Raw genomic sequence first — 20,743 nt, 5'->3', positions numbered from 1 at the left:
AGCTCACTCATCCGCGCCGGGCAACAGGTCGTAGCACGGTCTGGAAAGGCTCACTCGCCGGGAGCCTGGAGCGCTCCGGTCTTGCCTTGACGGGCTGCGTCTTCGCTCGTGCGGAGCAGAATGATCCTCGCCACCTGCGCGCTGGAGGGCAGGAAGGTGTGGACGACCGGCACCAAGACGGCTTCGTTGATCCAGGGTGCAGAAGTTTCCGCCAGCGCCACCACACCATCGTTGGGCTCAGCGCCAAACCACCGTGAGGTCAGCGCGATCCCGCGATCTCCACAGATGCGGGTGGTGGGCGCCGCCACCGGCGACAGGGCGCCCATCCGATCATCTGAAGCCAGCAGCTGGCCGCAATCCCCGGTCGCGATCCGGAAGACGACATTGCGTTCAAGCATCCGGGCCAAACGCGCGGCCCGGGTGGGAGAGCCAAGCAGAAAAACCCTCAGAGGCTGGCGCGTGGCGGCCGGGAGCGAAGCCAGTGCCGAACGGAGCAACACGCCTCCCAGTGAATGGCCAATCAGAATGTAGTTGCCCCTGGCGGCGAGCATCTGAATGCGTTCGGAGAGCCGGCGGGAGATCTGTTCAAAATCCTGCAGCGCAGTCGAGTAAGCAAATGTGCCGGTTGCGATTCCGTTCGCCTGAAGCGTGCGCAGCATCCGCCATCCCGACAAGGGGGTGCGCCCCATGCCGTGGATGAACAATGCCTGCAGGGCGTCCGCTGGCGCCCTCGCGGCGAGGCGGCTAGCCGGCGACGGCGCGCAGCGTTCATCGCTCACTGACGGTCCTCAGCAGCGGAGATTCGAAGATGGCTGCCGGCGCGATGACGGGCTCGGCAAGCGGCAGTCTGTTTCCATAGCGCTCCTTCAATTTGGTTTGAACCGAAGGGTGGCTGAGATCAAAGTCGCCCAGTTTCGACAGCGGCGCCAGTTCAATTCCGGCCGCCGATTTGTAGAGTTTCCACACCAGTTCGGAACAGTAGATCCGGTTGTCAGACCATTCGAAGGCGAGGTCATAAGGCTTGCCTTCATAGTGACTGCTGTCCTGCTGCAGCCTCTTGATGGCCGCCTCCGACCAGGGGGTCTTGAGCCGCTTGATGACATAGCGGCGGTCCTTTCCTCGATCCAGCCACTGCTGTAAGGGGGTGTATCTGACCGGCTGTACCGCCTCCAGGACAAAAGCTTGTCCATCGCGGAACAGCACAATCCCCATATGGCTGTAGCGGGATTTTGTCGCCAGCTGCACGGCCCTGCTCTGACTCGACAGGGAGGTGTGAAAAACGATGTCTCCTGCTTGTGGCGAATAGCCCTGGGCAGATTGCCCCATCAGCAGAGCGAACAAGACGACGGCTGCGCGACCCATCTGATACTCCTGATTCAAGGGCAGACAGGCCGACTTCTCCCTCTGCACGGGCTGCCTCATATGACAAGTGCCGGATGCTCGGCCACAACACATGACGCGTCAAACACCCGCTCGCCTGGGCGCAGGCTGCGGCCAATACGTCCGCCACCTCAGGCGGGGTGCTCCAGCCGCCGGCTCCAGCGCAAGCACACCACCAGGCTTCGCCACCACAGCAGCAGCAGTCCGCCCAGGGCGCCAGCCAGATGCGTCAACGGCACGCTGGGCCAGGCGGTGTTGACGACGAGTGACTGACCGGCGCTGATCTCCAGCAGCAGCTTCACGACCAGCCCGCAGCCTGCGAGCAGGAACAGCGGATGCCGGTGCGCCCACCACAGGTCGGCCAGCGCCACCACGAACAATCCATTCAGCATGCCTGAGAGGCCGCAGTAGCGCGCCAGCTCGGGCATGCCGAACCACAGACCGAGATCCACTGCGAGCAGGCCGAGCACGGCGGCGACCAGCATGCGGCAGCGGCCGTGCGTTTCCATCAGGCTGCCGATGATCGCCAGCGCACTGATATCCCACAGCGCGTGGCCGCCATCGCTATGCACGAAGTGCGCGGTGAGGAGGCGCCACCACTCGCCATCGGCGATGGCGCCCCGGTCATACACCAGGGCCGCCGGGGCCGGGCCGAAGCCCAGCCACAGCAGAATGGCCAGCGCCACCCCGAGGGCGCTGAGCCAGGGCCAGCCACGCCAGCCCGGCTCTGCTTGCGAAAGGGATGACTCGCTCATGCCGCGCGGCGCAGACGCAGGCTCAGGACCAGCAGAGCCAACAGCGCAGCCACGTTCCAGCCATCCAGCGCACCGCCGCCACTACCACCGCTGTGACTGGCACGCGGAGCCTGGCTGATCGGCTGCTGGGTATCCACCCGGCGCGACACCGGGCCGCCCTGTGCGCGTTGCTGGCGCGCCGCGTCCTCGGCCGCCACGCGCGCCTGATTGCGGCGCTCGATCTTGTTGGCGGCGAACTGCTCCTCGCGCAACACCAGCATCGAGGTGTAGTCGGTCACCAGCGAGTACTCCAGGGCCAGATCGGTGGCCGCACGCTTGAGGTCGGCCTTCTCGCCGAAGTCTGCCATCTCGGCTTGCAGCGCTTCGATCGAAGCATAGGCCCACAGGCGTTCCAGCTCCGGGTGCTGAGCCGTTTTCGCCGGGAAGGCGAATTCGGTGCGGTAGGTTTTCGGGTTGCCGGAAACGCGCCCAGTGAGCTCCACCTTGGCCGGCCCGTCGCCCCAGTAGTGGCCGATCAGCACCAGTTGCTGGCCACGGTAGAGGCTGCCGATCTGGGCCGGCGTGAGGTCGTCCGTCTTCACGCCGTTGATCTTCACCTGCACGCCGTGCAGGGCTTCGTGGCTCACCTTGCTCACCGCCGTCAGCAACTGGCCGACGATGTCGTCGCTGTTCGAGATGCTGATCGCAAAGCCGTTGGAGGCACGGGTCAGCGCTTCGAGCAACGGGCGATTGGCGCTGTTGCCCATGATGAAGGTGAACAGGCGGACATCCTTCTTCTGGATCAGCTCGATGAACTTGCGCTGCGCGGTTTCACCCACGTTGGCCACGCCATCGGTAACCAGCACGATGGCACTGGTGCGGTCTGCCTCCAGCGCGTCCATCCCGACTTGCAGACCCGCGAAGAGATTGGTGCCGCTGCTCGGACGCACCGCGGCCACTTCGGCGCTATAGCGCTTGACCATCTCCGGCGTGGCATTCACGTAGCCCCCGGTCAGCTCCGTCGCACGGTCGTTGAACAGCACGATGCGAAAGCGGTCATTCGGGCGCAGCTTGCCGAGCGAGCGCTGCACGCCGTCAGCCAGCGTGGCGTACTTGCCCGTCATGGAGCCGGACATGTCCAGCACGAAAATCCAGTCGCTGCCCTCGGTGATCGGCTTGAGGTCGTCACCCGGCGTCACGGTCAGCATGAAAGTGCCACGCTTGGCTGCATCCGGCTTGTAGGTGACCAGATCGACGCTGCCCGGCAGGCCGGCCTTGTGGCGCCAGTACACCACCAGATCCTTGTCCAGCGAAAAGGCCGCACCGCCGCTCTGCGGGTTGAAAGCCGCCGGCGCCGAAGCGCTGGCCGGCTTGCCGCTCTCACTGGCGGCCGGGCCGGTAGCGCCCTGGCTGCTGAGGCTCACCTTCCATTCGCCGGGGCCAATCTGGCTCACCTGCGCCGCGCCCTGGTTCGGCACGCGGATACCATCCACCGGATAGCTGGATTTGAGGTGCAGGTTGAAACTGAAGCTGCCGCTCACCTTCGGGTTGGCGGTCCAGAAAGCCAGCTTCTGCTCATCCACGCCGCCCTCTTCGAGCGGATACACATAGCGGCCGATGCCGGTATCCACGGCTGCCGCCTGCAGATAGACGAGGCGGATGCGCGTGTCCTGGCCGGCACGCACGGGCGCCACGCTGATGTCGAAGGTCTTGTAGCTGTCCTTCTCGGTCAGGCCGGCATCACGCCCGGCCTTCTTTTCCTGCTCGTAGAGCTGGCGGGCCTGCTGCTTCTCCAGCACTTCACCGGTGACCGGCTTGCCATCGATCCACAGCGTGAATTCGCCCACCGCGCCATGCTCCGGCACCGGGAAGGAGTAGATCGCTTCCAGATCCTTGTCATGCGGGTTATGGAACACCTGCTCCACCGTGGTGACCGCAAAGCCATCCTCGATCACTACCTTCACATGCTGCTCGCGCAGATCAAGCGGCGGCTTGCTGCCATCAACAGGGGTCAGCAAACCCGCCGCCTGCACCATCGTTCCCGCCAGCATGCCGAGCAGCAGGATCAGCATCCGCCACATCCCCAAGCGACTCTTCCGGATCATGTTCATCTTCGCCTCGCGTAATAAACACCGTTCAATTAACGGCCTGAAAAAAGAACCTGTTCATTTGCGGGGCGCAACAGCCAACGCACCCAAGTTCAATTGAACATCGTTCAGATGCGTTTGTAGCACACAAATGAACGTCGTTCAATAAACAGGTAAAATCTTCTCCAACGACATCAGCACCCACGCGGAGACAGTCAGGATGGCCAGGCGCAACGATCACAGCAGGGAAGAAATCCACCAGATGGCGCTCGATGCGGCCGAGCGCATCGTCGTCGCCGAGGGCTACAAGGGGCTCTCGGCACGCAAGCTGGCCGCCGCCATCGACTACACCGTGGGCACCCTCTACCTCGTCTTCGAGAACCTCGACGACGTCGTGCGCCAGGTGAACGAGCGCACGCTGGACAAGCTCTACGCCTGGTTGCAGGCGCGCAGCGGCGCCTCCACCCGCCCCGAGGAAGCCGTGTTCGCGCTGGCACGCGCCTACATCGCCTATGCCGAAAACGACGCACCGCGCTGGAACATGCTTTTTGAATACATCGCGGCACAAGGCGGTGCCCTGCCGGCGAGCCACCTGCAGAAAGTCGGCAAGGTGTTCGGGCTGGTCGAAGCGGCGCTCGCCCCGCTGGCGGACCGGGCCAGTGCCACCGAAGTGGAGCAGGCCGCGCGGGTACTGTGGGCCAGCGTGCACGGCATCTGCCTGCTCAAGATCAGCCAGCGCATGGAGCTCGCTGGCGGGCAGGATGCCGAAGCCATGAGCCACATGCTGATCGAGAATTTCCTGCGCGGTTTCCGCAGCACCCACCAGGCGGCCTGAAGACACGGCCGCTTGTGCCACGGCGGGCGCGGGTAGGGCTTCAGCCCACCCGCGCCCGGCGGTCTGAAACCGCCCCTGCGAACGTCCCGCTCAGCGCTCGAAGGCGCCCAGATCCGGTGCAGAGCCGGTGTAGCTGAGGCCTACGTCGCCCCCCTTGTTGATGAGGTCGCTGCTGCTGGCCAGGCGCAGCTTGCTCAACACTGGCAGGCTGCCGTCGGACTGGCGGGCGGCATCCCAGCCGCTGGTCGACACCGACTGGAAATCCGCATCCGACACGGACACCCCGGTAGCCGCATCCCAGCTGTTGTAGCGCGTGTTCACGCCCGCGTTGTTAGCCAGCAGGCTGCCCTTGTACGCGATGTTGTTGCGCAGGGTGCCAAGGTTCACCGCCGCGCCACTGGAATCGATGCCGAGCAGGTTGAAATCGATGCCGTTGTTGTAGCCGGTGTTGTTGAAGTAGTCGTTCGCCACCGGGTGGTGATTGGCATAGAAGCCGCTGGCCTTGTTGTTGAAGGCTACCGACTTGCGCACGATGTGCTTGGGCGCGCCGGCCACATACACACCGCCGTAGCCGCCGATCTTGAAGCCATTGCCGTTGCCGGCTGGCAGCGAAGCGGTGGTGCCCGGCAGGTAACCGTGCGACCAGGCCCAGGAATCTTCGATGGTCACGCTGGAATAGGCGTTGATGAGATCGAAGCCATCATCGGAGTTGTTCCAGGCGCGACAACCGCGGAACACATTGCCGGGATTGCTGGCCTTGATGTGAGCTCCGAAACCGTCCGCGCTCTGGCCTGCGCCGTTGGAGGTTTTGGGATCGTAGTTATCGTGCGAATCGGTGTTCAGCACCAGGTTGTAACCGCCGTTCTGGATGAACACGCCGGCCCCCATGATGTTGTGCACATTCAGCTGCTCCAGCACATTACGGCTGCCATTCACCCACACGCCCCAGGATTCGTGGTTCAGGTAGTTACCCTGCGGCACGCCCTTGATCTCCAGCCCCTTGAGGTGCACCCACGAGGCGCTGAGGTTGATGCCCTTCACGCGGCAGTTGTCCGTCATCTTGCTGAAATCGAAGACCGGCGTTTCACCGGGGTAGGCCCAGTATTTGATCGGATTGCTGGTAGCCCCGCTCTTGTTGAGCAGAATGGCATTGACCACATCGGTCTGCGAGGCGCAGCTGTTCACGCCGGTCTTGATGGTGTAGGTGCCGCCGCGCACGTAAACGGTGTCACCCGCCACGGCACTGGTCTGGGCGCGGCTCAGCGTTTTCCAGGGAGCGGCCTGGGTGCCGGCCGCAGTATCGCTACCCCCCGGGGCCACGTAATAGGTGCCGGCCGAAGCCGCCGCCGAGAAGCCCAGCATGAGACTGCCCAGGAAGCGCAGGGAATGAGTTGTGTGCATTGATCGTCTCCGTGATCGCGGGCGTATGCCCTTGTGGTTTTGGGAACTGCCCGGCGACCTTATGACCAGACCTCCGCATTGTCTTGACCAGGATTGCGCATTTCTGGCGCAGCGAGCCAGACGGTTCGCCCGGCCCGACAGGCAGTGCACGCCCCTCCACTCTCAGCGTTGCGCCAGGCAGCCCATGCCTACCAGCGTCGCCTCGATGGCCTCGTCCAGCGGGGTATGCGGCTCCTCGCCCAGCACTTCAAGCAGACGCGCGTTCGTCATGCGCACTTCGGTCTGCCACAGGTAGCGCATGTCCAGCAGCTCGCGCAGCGTCGTCACGAAGGGCGCGGCGAGCCGCATCAGCCACCACGGAAAGGCTTTCAGCCGCGGCACGGCCAGCCCCCGGCGCTGCAACACGCGGCACACCGCCTGCGCCAGGGCACGGCCATCCGGATCCCAGTGACCGGCCATATTGAAGCGGCTGAAGGCCGGCAGGCGCTCGCGCACTTCGAGCAGACGCCGCATCGTGCGCGCCACATCCGGCAGATAGGCGAACTGGTGGCCCACACCGGGGCGACCCGGCCATTGCATGGCGCTGGGCACCCGCCCCGGCTTCAGCATGCCTTGCGAAAACCAGCTGTTGCGCGCCTGCGGCCCGAAGAAATCGCCGGCCCGCACGATGATCACCCGCAGCTCGCCGGCCTCCGCCGCCGCCTGCAGACGGCGCTCAAGCTCGACCCGGATCGCCCCCTTGCGGGTGATCGGCGCCTGCGGCGCATCCTCCGCAATCAGCGGGAAAGTGTCCGGACCATAGTTGTACACCGTGCCCGGCAAGAGGATCGTGGCGCCCTGCTGACGCGCCGCCGCCAGCGTATTGGCCAGCATCGGCAAGACCAGCTCGCCCCAGTTGCGGTAACCCGGCGGATTCACCGCATGCGCAATCACCGCGCAACCCTCGGCGGCAGACAGCACATCGGCCTCTTTCAGCGCATCGCCGTCCAGCCATTCGATTCCGTCACGCAACAGGCGCGGCACGCCCAGCCCGCGCTTGAGGCCACGCACCTGCCAGCCCGCCCGCAGCAGCTCGCGCGCCAGCTCGCCGCCCACCCCGCCCGAAGCCCCCAGCACCAGCGCCCGCTGGGGCATCTCGCCGTTCCCTGCCGTTTCGTTCCTGTCCATCACGCCGCTCCTTTTCGCCTCGCAGACTTGCGATGCGCTGCATTCTGGGCGCCACCAGATCAAACGGAAATTACCCAAATGCGTAGCGCCGCTATACATTTATGCATGACCACCACCATCCCCTGGGATCTCTACCGCAGCTTCCTCGCCGTGTTGCAGGAAGGCTCACTCTCAGGCGCCGCCCGCGCGCTGGGCCTGACCCAGCCCACCCTCGGGCGACAGGTCGCGGCACTGGAGCAGCAACTGGGCGTGGCGCTGTTCACCCGCTCACAGACCGGCCTCGCCGCCACCGATGCCGCCACCGCCCTGCGCGGCCACATCGAAGCCATGCACAGCATTGCCGCCTCGCTGGAGCGCGTGGCCGGCGGCCTGGGCGAAAACGTCCGCGGCGCGGTGCGCGTCTCGGCCAGCGAGGTGATGGGCATCGAATGGCTGCCACCGATCCTCGCCCGCCTGCGCCAGACCCATCCCGAACTCGAGATCGAACTGGTGCTCAGCAACCGGGTGCAGGATCTTGTCCAGCGCGAGGTGGACATCGCCGTACGCATGACCCCGCCGCGCCAGGATGTACTCCTCGCCACTCGCGTCGGCAGCGTGACCGTGGGCCTGCACGCCCACCGCGACTACCTCGCGCGCAAGGGCGAGCCGGCGAGCGTGGCCGAGCTGGCGCAGCACGACCTGATCGGCTTCGATCTCGAAACCCCTTTCATCCGGGCCGCCGGCAAGGGCTTCGCGCAGTGGCGGCGCGAAGCCTTTGCCCTGCGCTGCGACAGCGACCTCGGCCAGCTCGCCCTGCTCCGTGCTGCAGCCGGCATCGGCTTCTGCCAGCACGGCGTGGCGCGCCGCGATGCCCAGCTGCAGGCGCTGTTGCCTCAGATCAGCATAGCGCTGCCGACCTGGGTCGCCATGCACACCGATCTGCGCAACAGCCCGCGCTGCAAGGTGGTGTTCGAAGCGCTGGCAAGCAGCCTGCGCACACTCCTTGGCTGAAGCATGCCCCTTGCGTAAGGCCACACGCGGCGGAAGGCGCCGCTACCGCGTCTGCGCCATCATCTCGTCGAGCAGGCCCTGCATCGCATCGGCCCAGATGGCATAGCCACGCGTGCCAGGGTGGAGCTGATCCGGCATCAGCTCGGGCGGGATACGGCCCTCCACCAGAAAGCGCTCGCCGATATCCAGATAGCGCAGGCGCTGGCCATCATCGAGCTGCGCGAGGCGCGCATTCACGGCGCGGATCACTTCCATCCGCCGAAGCCCGTCATCCATGCTGCCATCGGCATTGCGGCGCGGCCCGCGCGGCAGCACGCCGAGCAGCAGCACCCGGCTCTGCGGCGAGCCCGCCTGCAGCGTGGCGAGAATGTCCTGGATGCCGGCCACAATGTAATCCGCGCCCTGCGAAGCGCTGTTGTTGGTGCCGATCATCAGCACCACCACACGCGGCCGGGTCTGTGCCAGCAGACCATGATCGAGGCGCCACAGCACATGCTCGACGCGATCACCGCCCACCCCGCAGTTGGCCGTGCGCCAGGCGCCGTAATGCTGTTGCCATAGCGCCGGCTGCTTCGCCCAGCCTTCGGTGATCGAATCGCCGAGAAAGAGCAGCTCCACATCGCCACCCTGCACCTGCTGCAGGCAGGCCGCGTGTTTGCGCAGGAACACGCCGCCATCCTTCTTCTCCAGCGCCGGCACGCTGCGCGCCACGCCCGGCACGCTCGGCGACGATTGCGGCGGCAGCGCCGCACAGCCCAGCAGCAGCCCGGCCAGTGCCGCGCCCATCAGCCCGTGCCGGAAGAAACCACTGCGCATCGCCCGCCTCATGGCAGCAAGGGCGCCGGCCCGAAGCCTGGCAGCAACAGCTCGCCCGCCGCGCCCGGCCCACCGGCGCGCTCCTGCGCCAGATGCTCAGTGGCCGCTTCCGCCACCAGCGGGCGCGCAAACAGATAACCCTGAAAGATCGGGCAGCCCAGCGCGCGCAACCACTCGGCCTGGGCCTGGGTCTCGACGCCCTCGGCGATGATGTCGAGGTTCAGGTTCTGCGCCAGGCGAATCGCGCTGGCGCAGATTTCGAGGCTGGTCTCGTCCTTGCCGAGCCCTTCCACAAAGCTGCGGTCGAGCTTGAAGGCCTGCACCGGCAGCACCCGCAGATAGCTCAGCGAGGAGTAACCGGTGCCGAAATCATCGATGGACAGGCGCAGGCCCAGCTGGCGCAGGGCGTTGAAGCGCGCCACGGTCTGCTCCGGATCCTGGATCAGCACCGATTCGGTGATTTCCAGCTCCAGATCCGCCGGCACCAGACCATGGCCGGCGATGGCGCCGAGCAGCGTGTCTTCCAGATAGGGATCGAGCAACTGAGTGGCCGAAAGGTTCACCGCCATGCGCAGATCGGCATGCCCAGCCTGCCGCCAGGCCGCGAGCTGAGCGCAGGCCGTGTCGATCACCCAGGCTCCGATATGGCCGATCAAGCCGTTGGCCTCGGCCAGCGGAATGAAATGCAGCGGGGAGACGAGGCCCAGCTCCGGGTGCTGCCAGCGGATCAGTGCCTCCATGCCCAGGGTGCGGCCCGTGCTGGCGCTCACCTGTGGCTGATAGCAGAGGAAGAACTGCTTCCGATCCAGTGCCTCGCGCAGCGCCGATTCGAGGCCGATACGCTGGCGGAAATTCTCCTTCAGCGCCGGATGGAAACTGCGGATCTGGCTCACCCCGGCATTCTTCGCCTCATGCAGGGCCAGCTCGGCGGCAGACAGCAGCTCGCCGGCGTTGGTCGCGTCATCCGGATAGATCGCCAGCCCGATGCTGGCGCTGAGCTTGAAGTGCTGACCCTCTACCGCCACCGCCTCGGTCAGCGTGCCGCGGAGCTTCTCGCAGAACACCCCGACGCCCGAGGCCGTCTTGATCTGGCTGGCAATCAGCGCGAAGCCATCGCTGCGCGAGCGGGCCAGCACATCGCTGTCGCGAATCCGGCCGCGCAAGCGCTGGCTCACCTGCAGCAACAGCTCATCACTGGTGGCGAGGCCGTGGGTCCCCTTGAGCGCGCCGAGGCGGTCGATATCAAACAGCAGCACTGCGATCTTCGTCTCAGGGCTGTGCTGCGCGATCATGTTTTCGAGGCACAGGATGAAACCGGCCCGATTTGGCAGGCCGGTCAGCGCATCGTGATGCAGGATCTGATCGGCCCGCGCATCAGCCAGCCGCCGCCCCTGCACCTCCTTGGCCAGGGCCCGCGCAATGCGCTTCTCCTGCAGCTCGCGCACGCGCATTTCCTTGCGCACCACCAGCGAGAACGAGCCGGCCAGAAACACGAAACCGAAGCCGCCGAGGTAGGGCACGCTGATCACCCCCGAATCGGACATGCTCGACAGCGCCAGCGTCACCAGCATGATCGCCAGCCCGATCCAGATCAGCGTGCTCGAGAGCCGATCCTTCATGCGCATCAGCGAGAAAGTCACCCCCAGCGTGTAGACCATCACGATCAGCGACACCAGACGCGTCGCCCGGTACACCAGATTCGCCTGGCCCTGGATCATCCGGATGTTCTCGCCCCAGGGCAGGGTCAGCAGCTTGTCCGGGTCCAGCGCATAGAAACGGTAGCCATAAGGCATGAAGAAGTTGTAGCCGATCACCAGCAGCACGAAGCCCATCAGCCACACAAACGGCTGCCGCGAACGCTTCTTCGGATCCAGCGCCGCAGCCGCCAGCGCAATCGGCGGAATCACCAGCACCGAAAAGAAATTCACCCACAGATGCGCCGCCAGCGCGCGCGCGTGATCCGGCGCCGAATACTGCAGCGCATTACAGAACTGGAAGCCGGCAAAACCCACGCAGATCGCCGCGAAGGACCAGTTCACGCGCGCATGCCCGCTGCCCCGCGCCAGGATCGCCGCATGCGCAGCGGCCATCAGCAGGATGCCAACGGAAATCAGATAAGCACTGATCAGTGGGGAGCTCATCGTTCGGGCCTTGAAAAGGCGGGATCTATCTGCCCCGCTCAGGATGTGAAGAATACTTCCAGATCCGTACGAAAGGGCGAACGCCGCAACGTCGCCGACCAAACGGGCGGGCTTCCGGCGCAGTGAAAGCCCGCCAGGACGCAGCCCCAGCGGCTCCAGCGCCTGAGCAGTCTTGATCGGGTTTTAACTGTACGGGATAGGCCCTCGAGCCGATCCGGATGGCATCGCGCAAGGAGAGCGCCCAATGCCGATGACAAGGAAATTGCCGGCGGATTTGATATTTCTCACACTTTTAGAGGAAATGGAATTGACGCCGGAATGCGCTGGGGATGATGCTGATTGGGTTCTTGGATCGGGGGCTGGCGGTGGCTCATGCGCTGGAGGATGAGCCCTGATGGCAAAAGGCCAGGCCTGACCTCGGTTTTCGTATTTGTAAAACAATGGCTTAAAAATTCAGGTCGTTTTGACCAATAAGCCAGTAAACGGACGCGCTGGTGTCCACTTCACGTTAGCCGCTTCCTCGAATGTGATGCCCATGAAAAAGTACTGGCTGCTTATCCTTCTCTTAGTCGTACTGCTAATAGCCGCAGTGTTCGCATGGCAGCTTTACGCGCTATACACGGCCGCTTTTGGCACCGATATCCTGCTAAATGCAACCCGCGCAGACTGGGGGGTGCTCGGCGATTTCTTCGGCGGGACTCTTAACCCAATCTTCTCATTTCTCGGACTCATAATGCTTTTGGTTACTCTATTCCAAAACCAAACAGAGCTTGAGCTTTCGAGAAATGAATTGAAGGAGTCAAGTCAAGCTTTGAAAGCACAAGCTTCCACGCTCGACAAACAACGGTTTGAAGACACCTTTTTTGCGCTTCTTAACCAGCTAAACAATCTATTGGAACAACTCTTAGCCGAAGGTGTTCGGCATGACTTTGAGGGAAAACCAACCGATAGGAACAGCGTTGTAACGGCATTAAAACACGACCTAATTGGCAGCGATTTGCACCGACTAACTCCATACACAACGTCATTGCAGGCAGCCAAAAATGTGCTGCTAAAACACGACCCATTGCTAAATCAATATTTCAGAATTTTGTACCAAATCCTGAAGTTTGTTGCGACAAACAGCCCTAACACATCGCTTGTCGGCCATTTCAATGTTCAAAGTTTAGAGGACACAACGCCCTCTGCTAACGAGAAGTTCTACTCGAACATCGTGAGGTCTTTTGTCCCGGAGACGGTGTATTACCTTCTTGCAGTTAATTGCTTTACCAAAAATAGTCAAGACCCATATCGGCCGTACAAACTGCTTGTCGAGCGCTACGAATTCTTCGAACACATGCCACTCAGAATTCCAGACCATCAAAATAGGGAGCTACTCGATAATCTTGTTGCCCATTACAAACCGACAGCATTTGGCAGCAATGCGGACTATGGGCAACGCGGCTAACCCATCCACCAACACGGACTCTGCGCGATGAAGCCACGCAGCGCCGGTTATGTCAGACGTTAGAAATCAAGAGCGCAGAATGCGTAAATTAATCAAAAACTATTGGATGCTCATAGTTCCAGCCCTATCATCTCTTGGCATCTTGGCTGTCTATTTGTGGGAATTCGGAACGGTTTTAGGCCCCGCCGATGGCTATGAAAAAGCCTACTCCGCATTCGGTCAATTCGGCGATTACTTCGGCGGTGTCTTAAATCCACTTTTAGCATTTTTCAATATCGCACTAATTGTTTATTACCAAAAAAGCAGTATTGCAAAGAGTGCGGATAAAGACATTGTCTTCAGAATGCTTGACCTTCAAAGCAAAATCGTCTCCAGCTTTGAAGTAAGAACTAAGCACAAAAGAAAATCGGATGGTGACACACAACCCGAACATCAGGCCAAAGTCGAGCCAAGCGAGAGTGAAGAAATTGAAGAAGTAAACTCCGGGCTTAGAGCTTTTTGGGTTTTCGAGAAAGAAGTGAAGACTCGGTATCAACGACAGAAAATCGAAATCTCAGCAACGACTCAAGAGCGACTTGCAAAGCTCCATGAAACCTACAGCCTTTATTATCATGGTTTCTTCAGAAAGCAGTACTTAGGCCACTACTTTAGAAACCTTTACCACATATTCAAAACAATTGACGAATCTGAAGCTTTTTCCAGAGAAGAAAAATACAAATATGCAAAGATTGTTCGCGCCCAGATGTCGCATCTTGAGCTAAAACTGCTGTATTTAAACTGCTGTCTGGATGACGGGATTGAGTTCAAAAAATATGTGGCGCGTTATGAAATCCTAGAGTGGATTAAGGACAAAGATTTTGGAAACTACGACAAAAATTTCAGGAAATCCGGGGTGATTTCTGCCGACATCAATTCATGGGAAGCGTATCCCAAATAATTTCTAAAACTAAAGTTGAGAGGGGCAGCCACAAGCTGCGCTTGTGGTTCCTTGAGCATCGCTCCGGCAGCCTCTCCCTTTCGTTTGTTAGGCCTAGTAATCCGTGTCACTAAACCATGGACGCGCCACCAAGATGATGAATCAGGCAGACAACTTTCAGATTCACTACTACCTCGAAAACGATTCGCACACAATGGACGCATTTGTCAGAAACAAATGTGAGTCAGAGTTGCTTGCCATTTTTCAAGAGGTCTGTGCAACACTTGGTACGTCCATCAGCATTGAAAGCCTCCCTCTCAGTGAAGGTGGTCTTCGAGAGTACTGGAAGGTTTATGGCGAGAACAGTGTTCAGATAAACACAACACTCACGATATTCACAGTTCTCGTTTCTATAGTTAGCACGGCTTTAAGTAGAATCCCCATCTCTGACGCCGAAAAGGATTTGAGGGAAAAAACAATTCAAGAGCTAACGATTGAAGAGAAGAAACTTATCGTCGAAGAAAAACGCCTTGCTCTTGAGACACTTAGAAGTGAGATTAAAAAAGGCGCCGTCTCTACAAAAGCAATCGAAGAGGCCGTAAAGGCTGCCGAGTCAAACGTAAAAATCCAATCCAGACGCTCAAATTTTTACAAGAACTTAAACGGGCACAAAAAAGTAACCGCAGTGGGTTTCTCTGCTCACGACATAATCAACCATGATATCGTCAGTGAGCACTTGGTTCGACGCACGGACTTTACAAAGTACATTCTTCTCGATAACAGCCTACCAACAGAAACCATAGATAACGCAGTCATTGAGATCGTAGCCCCCGTCTTAAAAGAAGGAAACTTTAAATGGAAGGGGATTTATGAAAGAGAAACAATCAGCTTCATCATGTCTGACGCTGAATTTAAAAACTCCGTCCTTCAAAAGCAGATTTCATTTCAGCATGGAAGCTGTATCAACTGCGTACTCAATATACATCGAAAATTCAATGAAATCGGTGAAACCGAGGTTACAGGCTACTCTGTCATTACAGTGATAGACAAAACGGACGGACAAAGCACTATTGAGACGCCACAAGGAAAGCGACATCGCGAATATAAAAAACTCGTAATGAATCAGCAGGTCCTTTTTTGATGCAGACTGCCTTCGAATCCACGTAGCCTAACAATGCCATCGAGATGAACAGTTTTCGGCTTCGGCCTCCCCTCACGTCAAACGTTAGAAGTACGTAAAGGGAGCGAAACTCCACCGCATGCCTGAATAAAAATGGCGGAGTTGGCACTCCGCCCTACGCCACACGACTCACGGTTTTTCAAGCTGTTCGCCATTCAATCCATGAGAAAAGATTCCGCCCGGGTGTGGGCGATTGTCGGGGCCATTGCAGTGCCATTGGCAGTGCTGCTGGGGCTGGAATATCTGGGGCGCATGCCTGCGTCGCCTACGGAGCCGGAAATCTCCATGCCGCCGGCTGCTACGGCGATGGCGAATCCGCACAGCCCCCTGCCCGAACCCGCCTTGCTTGCACCGCCGCCCGCACCGGCAGCGCCACGCTATGCGCCCGGCACTTATCGCTGCATGAGTCAGGGGCGCGCCGTGTATACCGACAAGCCGGAGCGCGATTGCGCCGTCAGCGCTGAAGTGAAGCCGGTGAATGCGGCGCCGGCGGCCGCCGGCATCGCGCCCGCCAAGCCTTATCAGCAGCAGCTGGCCGAACTGGAGCAGGCCCGGGCTGCGGAAGTGGCGCGCACCGCCGTGGCCGCCCCGTCGCCGTCCCCTGCGCCGCAGCCGCCGCGTGCGGAGCGGTGTCAGGCGCTATGGGCCGATATCCAGCGCCTCGATTCGCTGCTGCGCCAGCCGCACTCCGCCGCCATGGGCGATCACTGGACGACTGAGCGCCGCAGGCTCTCGGATTTGCGCCACGCAGAGCGCTGCTGAGCAGCCTGCAGCGCCAAGGCGGGCACACGCCTGGAACCCGTTGCGATATGCGTCAGAGGCGAGCCCTGTAGGCAGACAAGCCGGAGTGGGATTGCGCCGCCAACACTGAAGGCAAGCGGGGAAGTTCCGTGCCGGCCGCCTCCGCCGTGATGCCCCCGGCACGCTCCTGCGCCAGATGCGCGGTGGCCGCTTCCGCCATCAGCGGGCGTGCAAACAGGAAGCCCTGGAAGATCGGGCAGCCCAGCGCGCGCAGCCACTCGGCCTGGGCGGAAGTCTCTACGCCTTCGGCCACGATATCGAGGTTCAGGTTCTGCGCCAGGCGGATCGCGCTGGCACAGATTTCGAGGCTGGTCTCGTCCTTGCCGAGCCCTTCCACAAAGCTGCGATCCAGTTTGAAGGCCTGCACCGGCAGCACGCGCAAGTAGCTCAGCGAGGAGTAACCGGTACCGAAATCGTCGATGGACAGGCGCAGGCCCAGCTTGCGCAGGGCGTTGAAGCGCAGCACCGTCTGATCCGGATCCTGGATCAGCACGGATTCGGTGATTTCCAGCTCCAGATCGGCCGGCACCAGGCCATGGCTGGCGATGGCGCCGAGCAAGGTGTCTTCCAGATAAGGGTTGAGCAACTGGGTGGCCGAGAGGTTCACCGCCATGCGCAGATCGGCGTGCCCGGCCTGCCGCCAGGCCGCGAGCTGGGCGCAGGCCGTGTCAATCACCCAGGCGCCGATGTGGCTGATCAAGCCGTTGGCCTCGGCGAGCGGAATGAAATGCAGTGGGGAGACGAGCCCCAGCTCCGGGTGCTGCCAGCGAAGCAGCGCTTCCATGCCCACGGTGCGGCCCGTGCTGGCACTGACCTGCGGCTGATAGCAAAGGAAGAACTGCTTCCTCTCCAGCGCCTCGCGCAGCGCCGATTCGAGGCCGATACGCTGGCGGAAATTCTCTTTCAGCGCCGGGTGGAAACTGCGGATCTGGCTCACCCCGGCATTCTTCGCCTCGTGCAGGGCCAGCTCGGCGGCAGACAGCAGCTCGCCAGCGCTGCTTGCGTCATCCGGATAGATCGCCAGCCCGATGCTGGCGCTGAGCTTGAAGTGCTGGCCTTCCAGTTCCACCGCTTCGGCCAGCATGCCGCTGAGCTTTTCGCACAAGACGCTGACACCCGTTTTGGCCTTGATCCGGCTCGCTATCAGCGCAAAGCCATCGCTGCGGGAGCGGGCCAGTACATCGCGGTCGCGGATCCGGGCACGCAGGCGCTGGCTCACCTGCAGCAACAGCTCATCACCGGTGGCAAGGCCATGAGTGCCCTTCACCGCACCGAGGTGGTCGATATCAAACAGCAGCACGGCAATCTTCGTTTCAGCAGATCCGTGCTGCTCAATGGCGTGTTCGAGGCGCTGGATGAAACCGGCCCGGTTCGGCAGGCCAGTCAGCGCGTCGTGATGCAGGATCTGATCGGCCCGTGCATCGGCCAGCAGCCTCTCCTGCACTTCCCTGGCCAAGGCCAGGGCATTGTGTTTTTCCTGCAACTCGCGCACGCGCATTTCCTTGCGCACCACCAGCGAAAAAGCCCCCGCCAGAAACACGAAACCGAAGCCGCCGAGGTGAGGCAGGCTGATCACCCCAATATCAGACAGGCTCGAAAGCAGCAGCGTCACCAGCATGATCGCCAGCCCGATCCAGATCAGCGTGCTCGAGAGCCGATCCTTCATGCGCATCAGCGAGAAAGTCACCCCCAGCGCGTAGGCCAACACAATCAGCAAGACCAGGCGCGCAGCCCGGTACACCAGACTCGCCTGGCCCTGGATCATGTGGATGTTCTCGCCCCAGGGCAGGCTCCGCGGCGTGTCCGGGTTCAGCGCATGGAAGCGGTAGCCGTAAGGGGTGAGGAAGTTGTAGGCCATCACCAGCAGCACGAAGCCCGTGAGCCACACAAACGGCTGTCGCGAGCGCTTCTTCGGATCCAGCGCTGCGGCGGCCAGCGCTACCGGCGGAATCACCAGTAGCGAGAAGAAATTCACCCACAGATGCGCCGCCAGCGCGCGCGCGTGATCCGGCGCCGAATACTGCAGCGCATTGCAGAACTGGAAGCCAGCAAAACCTAAGCAGATGGCCGCGAACGACCAGTTTTCACGTGCATGCCCGATGCCCCGCGCCAGAATCGACGCATGTGCAGCGGCCATCAGCAGGATGCCTACGGAAATCAGGTAGGCGCTGATCAGTGGGGAACTCATCGTTGGGGCCTTCAGAAGGCGGGATCTATTTGCCCCGCTCAGGGAGTGAAGAATACTTCCAGATCTGTACGAAAGGGCGAACGACGCAATATCGCGGGTGGGTAACTTCGGATTCCGCCCAACCACATGCGGTGCGCGGCTGGATGCCTGTGGCTTGCCGCAGCGGGGCTGGAATCCAGTGTTGGCAGGGCTGCCGTGGGTGGATGCCGACAATTCCGTTCCTTGCCCGGGGTGGCTTTGCCACAAGCCTGTCGGCTTGGCGACAAGCTTGTGGCGCCTGACGTCGCAGCCTGGGGGGCTGCCCGGCCCGCTCTTGTCACTGCAGAGGCCAGAACCGGTCTCGTTGCACGCCACCATCACCCCCGGAGGCCTTGTGCCGTGGCCGTTTCCGGCTCATGCGGATTCCCGCAGGCGGGGTATAAGCTATCGGGCATGGCCTCTGGCATGGTGGCTGCGTGGTGTAGGGCGGTGCTGTTCACCATGCATGCATGGCAATCACCGTGGTTCCCGGCCAGGAGTTGGTACTGCCAGTCGTAGCGAATCAGGTGGAATTGCGTGCCGGCCGGTTCTGCCTGAACCCGCTGCGCAGGATGACAGGCCGCCGGCGCCCTCCCCAGCCGTTGTAGCAATCAGGAGCTTCCTGCTCCTGAAGGGAATGAGCGCCGCCCATTCCCGTTTTCTCATGCCTTTTTTCGGGGGCCTCATTCCGCTTTGAGGCCCCGGTGTGTCTGTAGCTTCTGCGATTCCTTCCGTGTGTGACGGCTCCGACTTTGAACCATTCAGACAAGGAAGAAGAATCATGGAAGCAGTACGACATCATTGGGTCATCCGGGTCCTGCACTGGGCCGTGGCACTCATGGTCACCGCCGCGCTGGTGATGAGCACTTTCATCATGTCGCAGATTCCGGACGAAGATCCGGAGAAGATGGCCTCGGCCCTGCGCCACATGAGCGTGGGGGTGCTGATCTGCGGCGGCACCTTGCTGCGCCTGTTCTGGCGGCGGCGCAGCAAGCGCCTGCCGGGGCTTTCGTCCGGCATGGGCTGGGCCGATGTGCTGGCCGGGATCGTGCACCGCGGGCTGGATCTGCTGGTGCTGACAATGATCGTGAGCGGCGCAGCGATGGCACTGCAGACCGGCCTGCCGCTGATGGCCCTGCGCGGGGAGGCGTTCCCGGCGGAGATCGTGTCGCTGTTTGCGTTCACGGTGCATGTGGTGGGGGCCTGTGTGCTGAGCGGGGCGCTGGTGCTGCACATCGGCGGCGCGCTGTTTCACCAGTTCATCCTGAAGGATGGCCTGCTCTCGCGGATGGGCTTCGATCTGCCGCGGCCACAGCGCCGTGGCGTGCCGCAGACCGAGGGGCGGGACGCCTGAGGGCGGTCACGGGGTGGCTCTGGGTGGGGTTGCCGTAGGTACGGCTTCTGCCGCATCTGCCCCACGCCACCTCGGGCCCCGCCGGCTGAAGCCGGCCCTACAGGGCATTTGTTGGAGACGGGTTGGGGGTTTGTAGGTGCGGCTTTAGCCGCATCTGCCCCACTCCACCTCGGGCTCCGCCGGCTGAAGCCGGCCCTACGGGGCATTTGTTGAAGATGGGTGGGTTTTCGTAGGTGCGGCTTCAGCCGCATCTGCCCCACTCCACCCCGGGCTCCGCCGGCTGAAGCCGGCCCTACGGGGCATTGATCAGAGACGGGTGGGGTTTTTGTAGGTGCGGCTTCAGCCGCATGCGCCCCACGCCACCCCGGGCCCCGCCGGCTGAAGCCGGCCCTACGGGGCATTTGTTGAAGATGGGTGGGTTTTCGTAGGTGCGGCTTCAGCCGCATGTGCCCCACGCCACCCCGAGCCCCGCCGGCTGAAGCCGGCCCTACAGGGCATTTGTTGGAGACGGGTTGGGGTTTGTAGGTGCGGCTTGAGCCGCATCTGCCCCACGCCACCCCGGGCTCCGCCGGCTGAAGCCGGCCGGGACGGCGGACAAAGGCGTAAGCTTTCGGCTGTTTTTCTGCTCCAGGAGTGAGGCATGTTTTACGGTGTGACGGATATCTGGACCTATGCGCTGGGCGCGCTGTTCATCGTGCTGCTGCCCGGCCCGAATTCGCTGTATGTGATGGCGGTGGCCTCACGCGAGGGCGTGGCGGCGGGTTATTGCGGCGCCTGCGGGGTATTCCTGGGCGATACCGTGCTGATGATCCTGTCGGCAGCCGGCGCGGCCTCCTTGCTGAAGACGCATCCGGCGCTGTTCATGCTGGTGAAGTATGCGGGGGCGGCTTATCTGGGCTGGGTGGGGCTGAGCCTGTTGCGCCAGGCGCTGGCGAACTGGCGTGGCGACGCGCCGGCAGGAGGCGAAGCGCAGGCGGAAGCCTCGAAGCCCTTCCAGCGTGCGCTGGTGATCAGCCTGATGAATCCGAAGGCGATCCTGTTCTTCATTTCCTTCTTCATCCAGTTCGTGGATCCGCAGGCGGCTCAGCCGGCGGTGGCTTTCCTGATCCTGGGCGTGATCCTGCAGATCCTGAGCGCGCTGTATCTCTCGGCGCTGATCTTCGGCGGGGCTTATCTGGCGGCCCAGTTCCGCAGCCGCCAGCGCCTCGCTGCTGCCGGTACGGCGAGCGTGGGCGGGGTGTTTCTGGGCTTCGGTATGAAGCTGGCCACGGCCAGCCTGAGCTGATCG

The 20,743-nt window shown here is 62.0% G+C and carries 17 protein-coding genes; 8 read left to right on the top strand and 9 right to left on the bottom strand.

What is annotated here, in order from left to right:
* Positions 1-50 precede the first annotated feature (50 nt).
* From HJ583_RS12815 to HJ583_RS12800, 4 genes are all read right to left on the bottom strand, one after another.
* Complete coding sequence (locus HJ583_RS12815) at positions 51-779, bottom strand: lipase family protein (protein ID WP_217423409.1); 729 nt, start codon at positions 777-779, stop codon at positions 51-53.
* Positions 769-1,362: a YiiX family permuted papain-like enzyme gene (locus HJ583_RS12810; RefSeq protein ID WP_170022289.1), complete on the bottom strand. Its 594-nt coding sequence runs from the start codon at positions 1,360-1,362 to the stop codon at positions 769-771. Before HJ583_RS12810 ends, HJ583_RS12815 begins: the two co-directional genes overlap by 11 nt.
* Positions 1,363-1,511: 149 nt before the next feature.
* The gene (gene rrtA / locus HJ583_RS12805) at positions 1,512-2,135 is read right to left on the bottom strand and encodes a rhombosortase (RefSeq protein WP_170022288.1); all 624 of its coding nucleotides are present in this window, start codon (positions 2,133-2,135) and stop codon (positions 1,512-1,514) included.
* A complete protein-coding gene (locus HJ583_RS12800) occupies positions 2,132-4,219 on the bottom strand; it encodes a VIT and vWA domain-containing protein (protein WP_217423408.1) in 2,088 nt (695 codons plus the stop codon). The genes rrtA and HJ583_RS12800 overlap by 4 nt, the downstream gene beginning before the upstream one ends.
* A 202-nt stretch (positions 4,220-4,421) precedes the next feature.
* On the opposite strand from HJ583_RS12800, the gene HJ583_RS12795 reads away from it, so the two are divergent.
* Positions 4,422-5,036, top strand: coding sequence for a TetR/AcrR family transcriptional regulator (locus HJ583_RS12795; RefSeq protein ID WP_170022286.1), 615 nt, complete (start codon positions 4,422-4,424; stop codon positions 5,034-5,036).
* 90 nt (positions 5,037-5,126) lie between these two features.
* On the opposite strand, the gene HJ583_RS12790 is transcribed toward HJ583_RS12795, so the two are convergent.
* A complete protein-coding gene (locus HJ583_RS12790; RefSeq protein WP_170022285.1) occupies positions 5,127-6,437 on the bottom strand; it encodes a right-handed parallel beta-helix repeat-containing protein in 1,311 nt (436 codons plus the stop codon).
* Between the two features lie 162 nt (positions 6,438-6,599).
* Positions 6,600-7,604 carry an NAD-dependent epimerase/dehydratase family protein gene (locus HJ583_RS12785; protein WP_235943843.1) on the bottom strand — a complete coding sequence of 335 codons (1,005 nt, stop codon included), beginning with the start codon at positions 7,602-7,604 and terminating at the stop codon, positions 6,600-6,602.
* Between the two features lie 105 nt (positions 7,605-7,709).
* Here HJ583_RS12785 and HJ583_RS12780 point away from each other — a divergent pair, with 105 nt between their 5' ends.
* Positions 7,710-8,594 (top strand): LysR family transcriptional regulator, encoded by an 885-nt coding sequence (locus HJ583_RS12780; protein WP_170022284.1) that lies wholly within the window; start codon positions 7,710-7,712, stop codon positions 8,592-8,594.
* A 42-nt stretch (positions 8,595-8,636) separates the two neighbouring features.
* Here the strand turns inward: HJ583_RS12780 and HJ583_RS12775 are convergent, their stop codons facing one another.
* Positions 8,637-9,410, bottom strand: a complete 774-nt coding sequence (locus HJ583_RS12775; RefSeq protein WP_170022283.1) for a GDSL-type esterase/lipase family protein — start codon at positions 9,408-9,410, stop codon at positions 8,637-8,639.
* Between the two features lie 8 nt (positions 9,411-9,418).
* Complete coding sequence (locus tag HJ583_RS12770; protein WP_170022282.1) at positions 9,419-11,551, bottom strand: putative bifunctional diguanylate cyclase/phosphodiesterase; 2,133 nt, start codon at positions 11,549-11,551, stop codon at positions 9,419-9,421.
* Between the two features lie 535 nt (positions 11,552-12,086).
* Here HJ583_RS12770 and HJ583_RS12765 point away from each other — a divergent pair.
* The 4 genes from HJ583_RS12765 (at position 12,087) to HJ583_RS12750 (ending at position 15,856) form a co-directional block, all read left to right on the top strand.
* Positions 12,087-12,998: a putative phage abortive infection protein gene (locus tag HJ583_RS12765; RefSeq protein WP_170022281.1), complete on the top strand. Its 912-nt coding sequence runs from the start codon at positions 12,087-12,089 to the stop codon at positions 12,996-12,998.
* A 79-nt stretch (positions 12,999-13,077) separates the two neighbouring features.
* Positions 13,078-13,935, top strand: coding sequence for a putative phage abortive infection protein (locus HJ583_RS12760; RefSeq protein ID WP_170022280.1), 858 nt, complete (start codon positions 13,078-13,080; stop codon positions 13,933-13,935).
* Positions 13,936-14,128: 193 nt separating this feature from the next.
* Positions 14,129-15,055: a hypothetical protein gene (locus HJ583_RS12755; RefSeq protein ID WP_170022279.1), complete on the top strand. Its 927-nt coding sequence runs from the start codon at positions 14,129-14,131 to the stop codon at positions 15,053-15,055.
* Positions 15,056-15,256: 201 nt separating this feature from the next.
* Positions 15,257-15,856, top strand: a complete 600-nt coding sequence (locus HJ583_RS12750) for a hypothetical protein (protein ID WP_170022278.1) — start codon at positions 15,257-15,259, stop codon at positions 15,854-15,856.
* Between the two features lie 52 nt (positions 15,857-15,908).
* On the opposite strand, the gene HJ583_RS12745 is transcribed toward HJ583_RS12750, so the two are convergent.
* Positions 15,909-18,083 carry a putative bifunctional diguanylate cyclase/phosphodiesterase gene (locus tag HJ583_RS12745; protein WP_170022277.1) on the bottom strand — a complete coding sequence of 725 codons (2,175 nt, stop codon included), beginning with the start codon at positions 18,081-18,083 and terminating at the stop codon, positions 15,909-15,911.
* A gap of 799 nt (positions 18,084-18,882) precedes the next feature.
* On the opposite strand from HJ583_RS12745, the gene HJ583_RS12740 reads away from it, so the two are divergent.
* Positions 18,883-19,455 (top strand): cytochrome b, encoded by a 573-nt coding sequence (locus HJ583_RS12740; RefSeq protein ID WP_170022276.1) that lies wholly within the window; start codon positions 18,883-18,885, stop codon positions 19,453-19,455.
* Between the two features lie 640 nt (positions 19,456-20,095).
* Complete coding sequence (gene leuE / locus HJ583_RS12735) at positions 20,096-20,740, top strand: leucine efflux protein LeuE (RefSeq protein WP_170022275.1); 645 nt, start codon at positions 20,096-20,098, stop codon at positions 20,738-20,740.
* Positions 20,741-20,743 lie beyond the last annotated feature (3 nt).

The organism is Uliginosibacterium aquaticum, assembly GCF_012972705.2.
GTDB lineage: Bacteria > Pseudomonadota > Gammaproteobacteria > Burkholderiales > Rhodocyclaceae > Uliginosibacterium > Uliginosibacterium aquaticum.
Note: the sequence above shows the minus strand (reverse complement) of the source record. Positions and strands in the feature narration are given on the sequence as shown.

Coding starts and splice junctions, on each gene's coding strand:
- HJ583_RS12770 (WP_170022282.1), bottom strand. CDS start 11,551: ATGAGCTCCCCACTGATCAGTGCTTATCTGATTTCCGTTGGCATCCTG.
- HJ583_RS12780 (WP_170022284.1), top strand. CDS start 7,710: ATGACCACCACCATCCCCTGGGATCTCTACCGCAGCTTCCTCGCCGTG.
- HJ583_RS12810 (WP_170022289.1), bottom strand. CDS start 1,362: ATGGGTCGCGCAGCCGTCGTCTTGTTCGCTCTGCTGATGGGGCAATCT.
- HJ583_RS12795 (WP_170022286.1), top strand. CDS start 4,422: ATGGCCAGGCGCAACGATCACAGCAGGGAAGAAATCCACCAGATGGCG.
- HJ583_RS12740 (WP_170022276.1), top strand. CDS start 18,883: ATGGAAGCAGTACGACATCATTGGGTCATCCGGGTCCTGCACTGGGCC.
- leuE (WP_170022275.1), top strand. CDS start 20,096: ATGTTTTACGGTGTGACGGATATCTGGACCTATGCGCTGGGCGCGCTG.
- HJ583_RS12745 (WP_170022277.1), bottom strand. CDS start 18,083: ATGAGTTCCCCACTGATCAGCGCCTACCTGATTTCCGTAGGCATCCTG.
- HJ583_RS12750 (WP_170022278.1), top strand. CDS start 15,257: ATGAGAAAAGATTCCGCCCGGGTGTGGGCGATTGTCGGGGCCATTGCA.
- rrtA (WP_170022288.1), bottom strand. CDS start 2,135: ATGAGCGAGTCATCCCTTTCGCAAGCAGAGCCGGGCTGGCGTGGCTGG.
- HJ583_RS12800 (WP_217423408.1), bottom strand. CDS start 4,219: ATGATCCGGAAGAGTCGCTTGGGGATGTGGCGGATGCTGATCCTGCTG.
- HJ583_RS12790 (WP_170022285.1), bottom strand. CDS start 6,437: ATGCACACAACTCATTCCCTGCGCTTCCTGGGCAGTCTCATGCTGGGC.
- HJ583_RS12760 (WP_170022280.1), top strand. CDS start 13,078: ATGCGTAAATTAATCAAAAACTATTGGATGCTCATAGTTCCAGCCCTA.
- HJ583_RS12765 (WP_170022281.1), top strand. CDS start 12,087: ATGAAAAAGTACTGGCTGCTTATCCTTCTCTTAGTCGTACTGCTAATA.
- HJ583_RS12775 (WP_170022283.1), bottom strand. CDS start 9,410: ATGCGCAGTGGTTTCTTCCGGCACGGGCTGATGGGCGCGGCACTGGCC.
- HJ583_RS12755 (WP_170022279.1), top strand. CDS start 14,129: ATGGACGCATTTGTCAGAAACAAATGTGAGTCAGAGTTGCTTGCCATT.
- HJ583_RS12785 (WP_235943843.1), bottom strand. CDS start 7,604: ATGGACAGGAACGAAACGGCAGGGAACGGCGAGATGCCCCAGCGGGCG.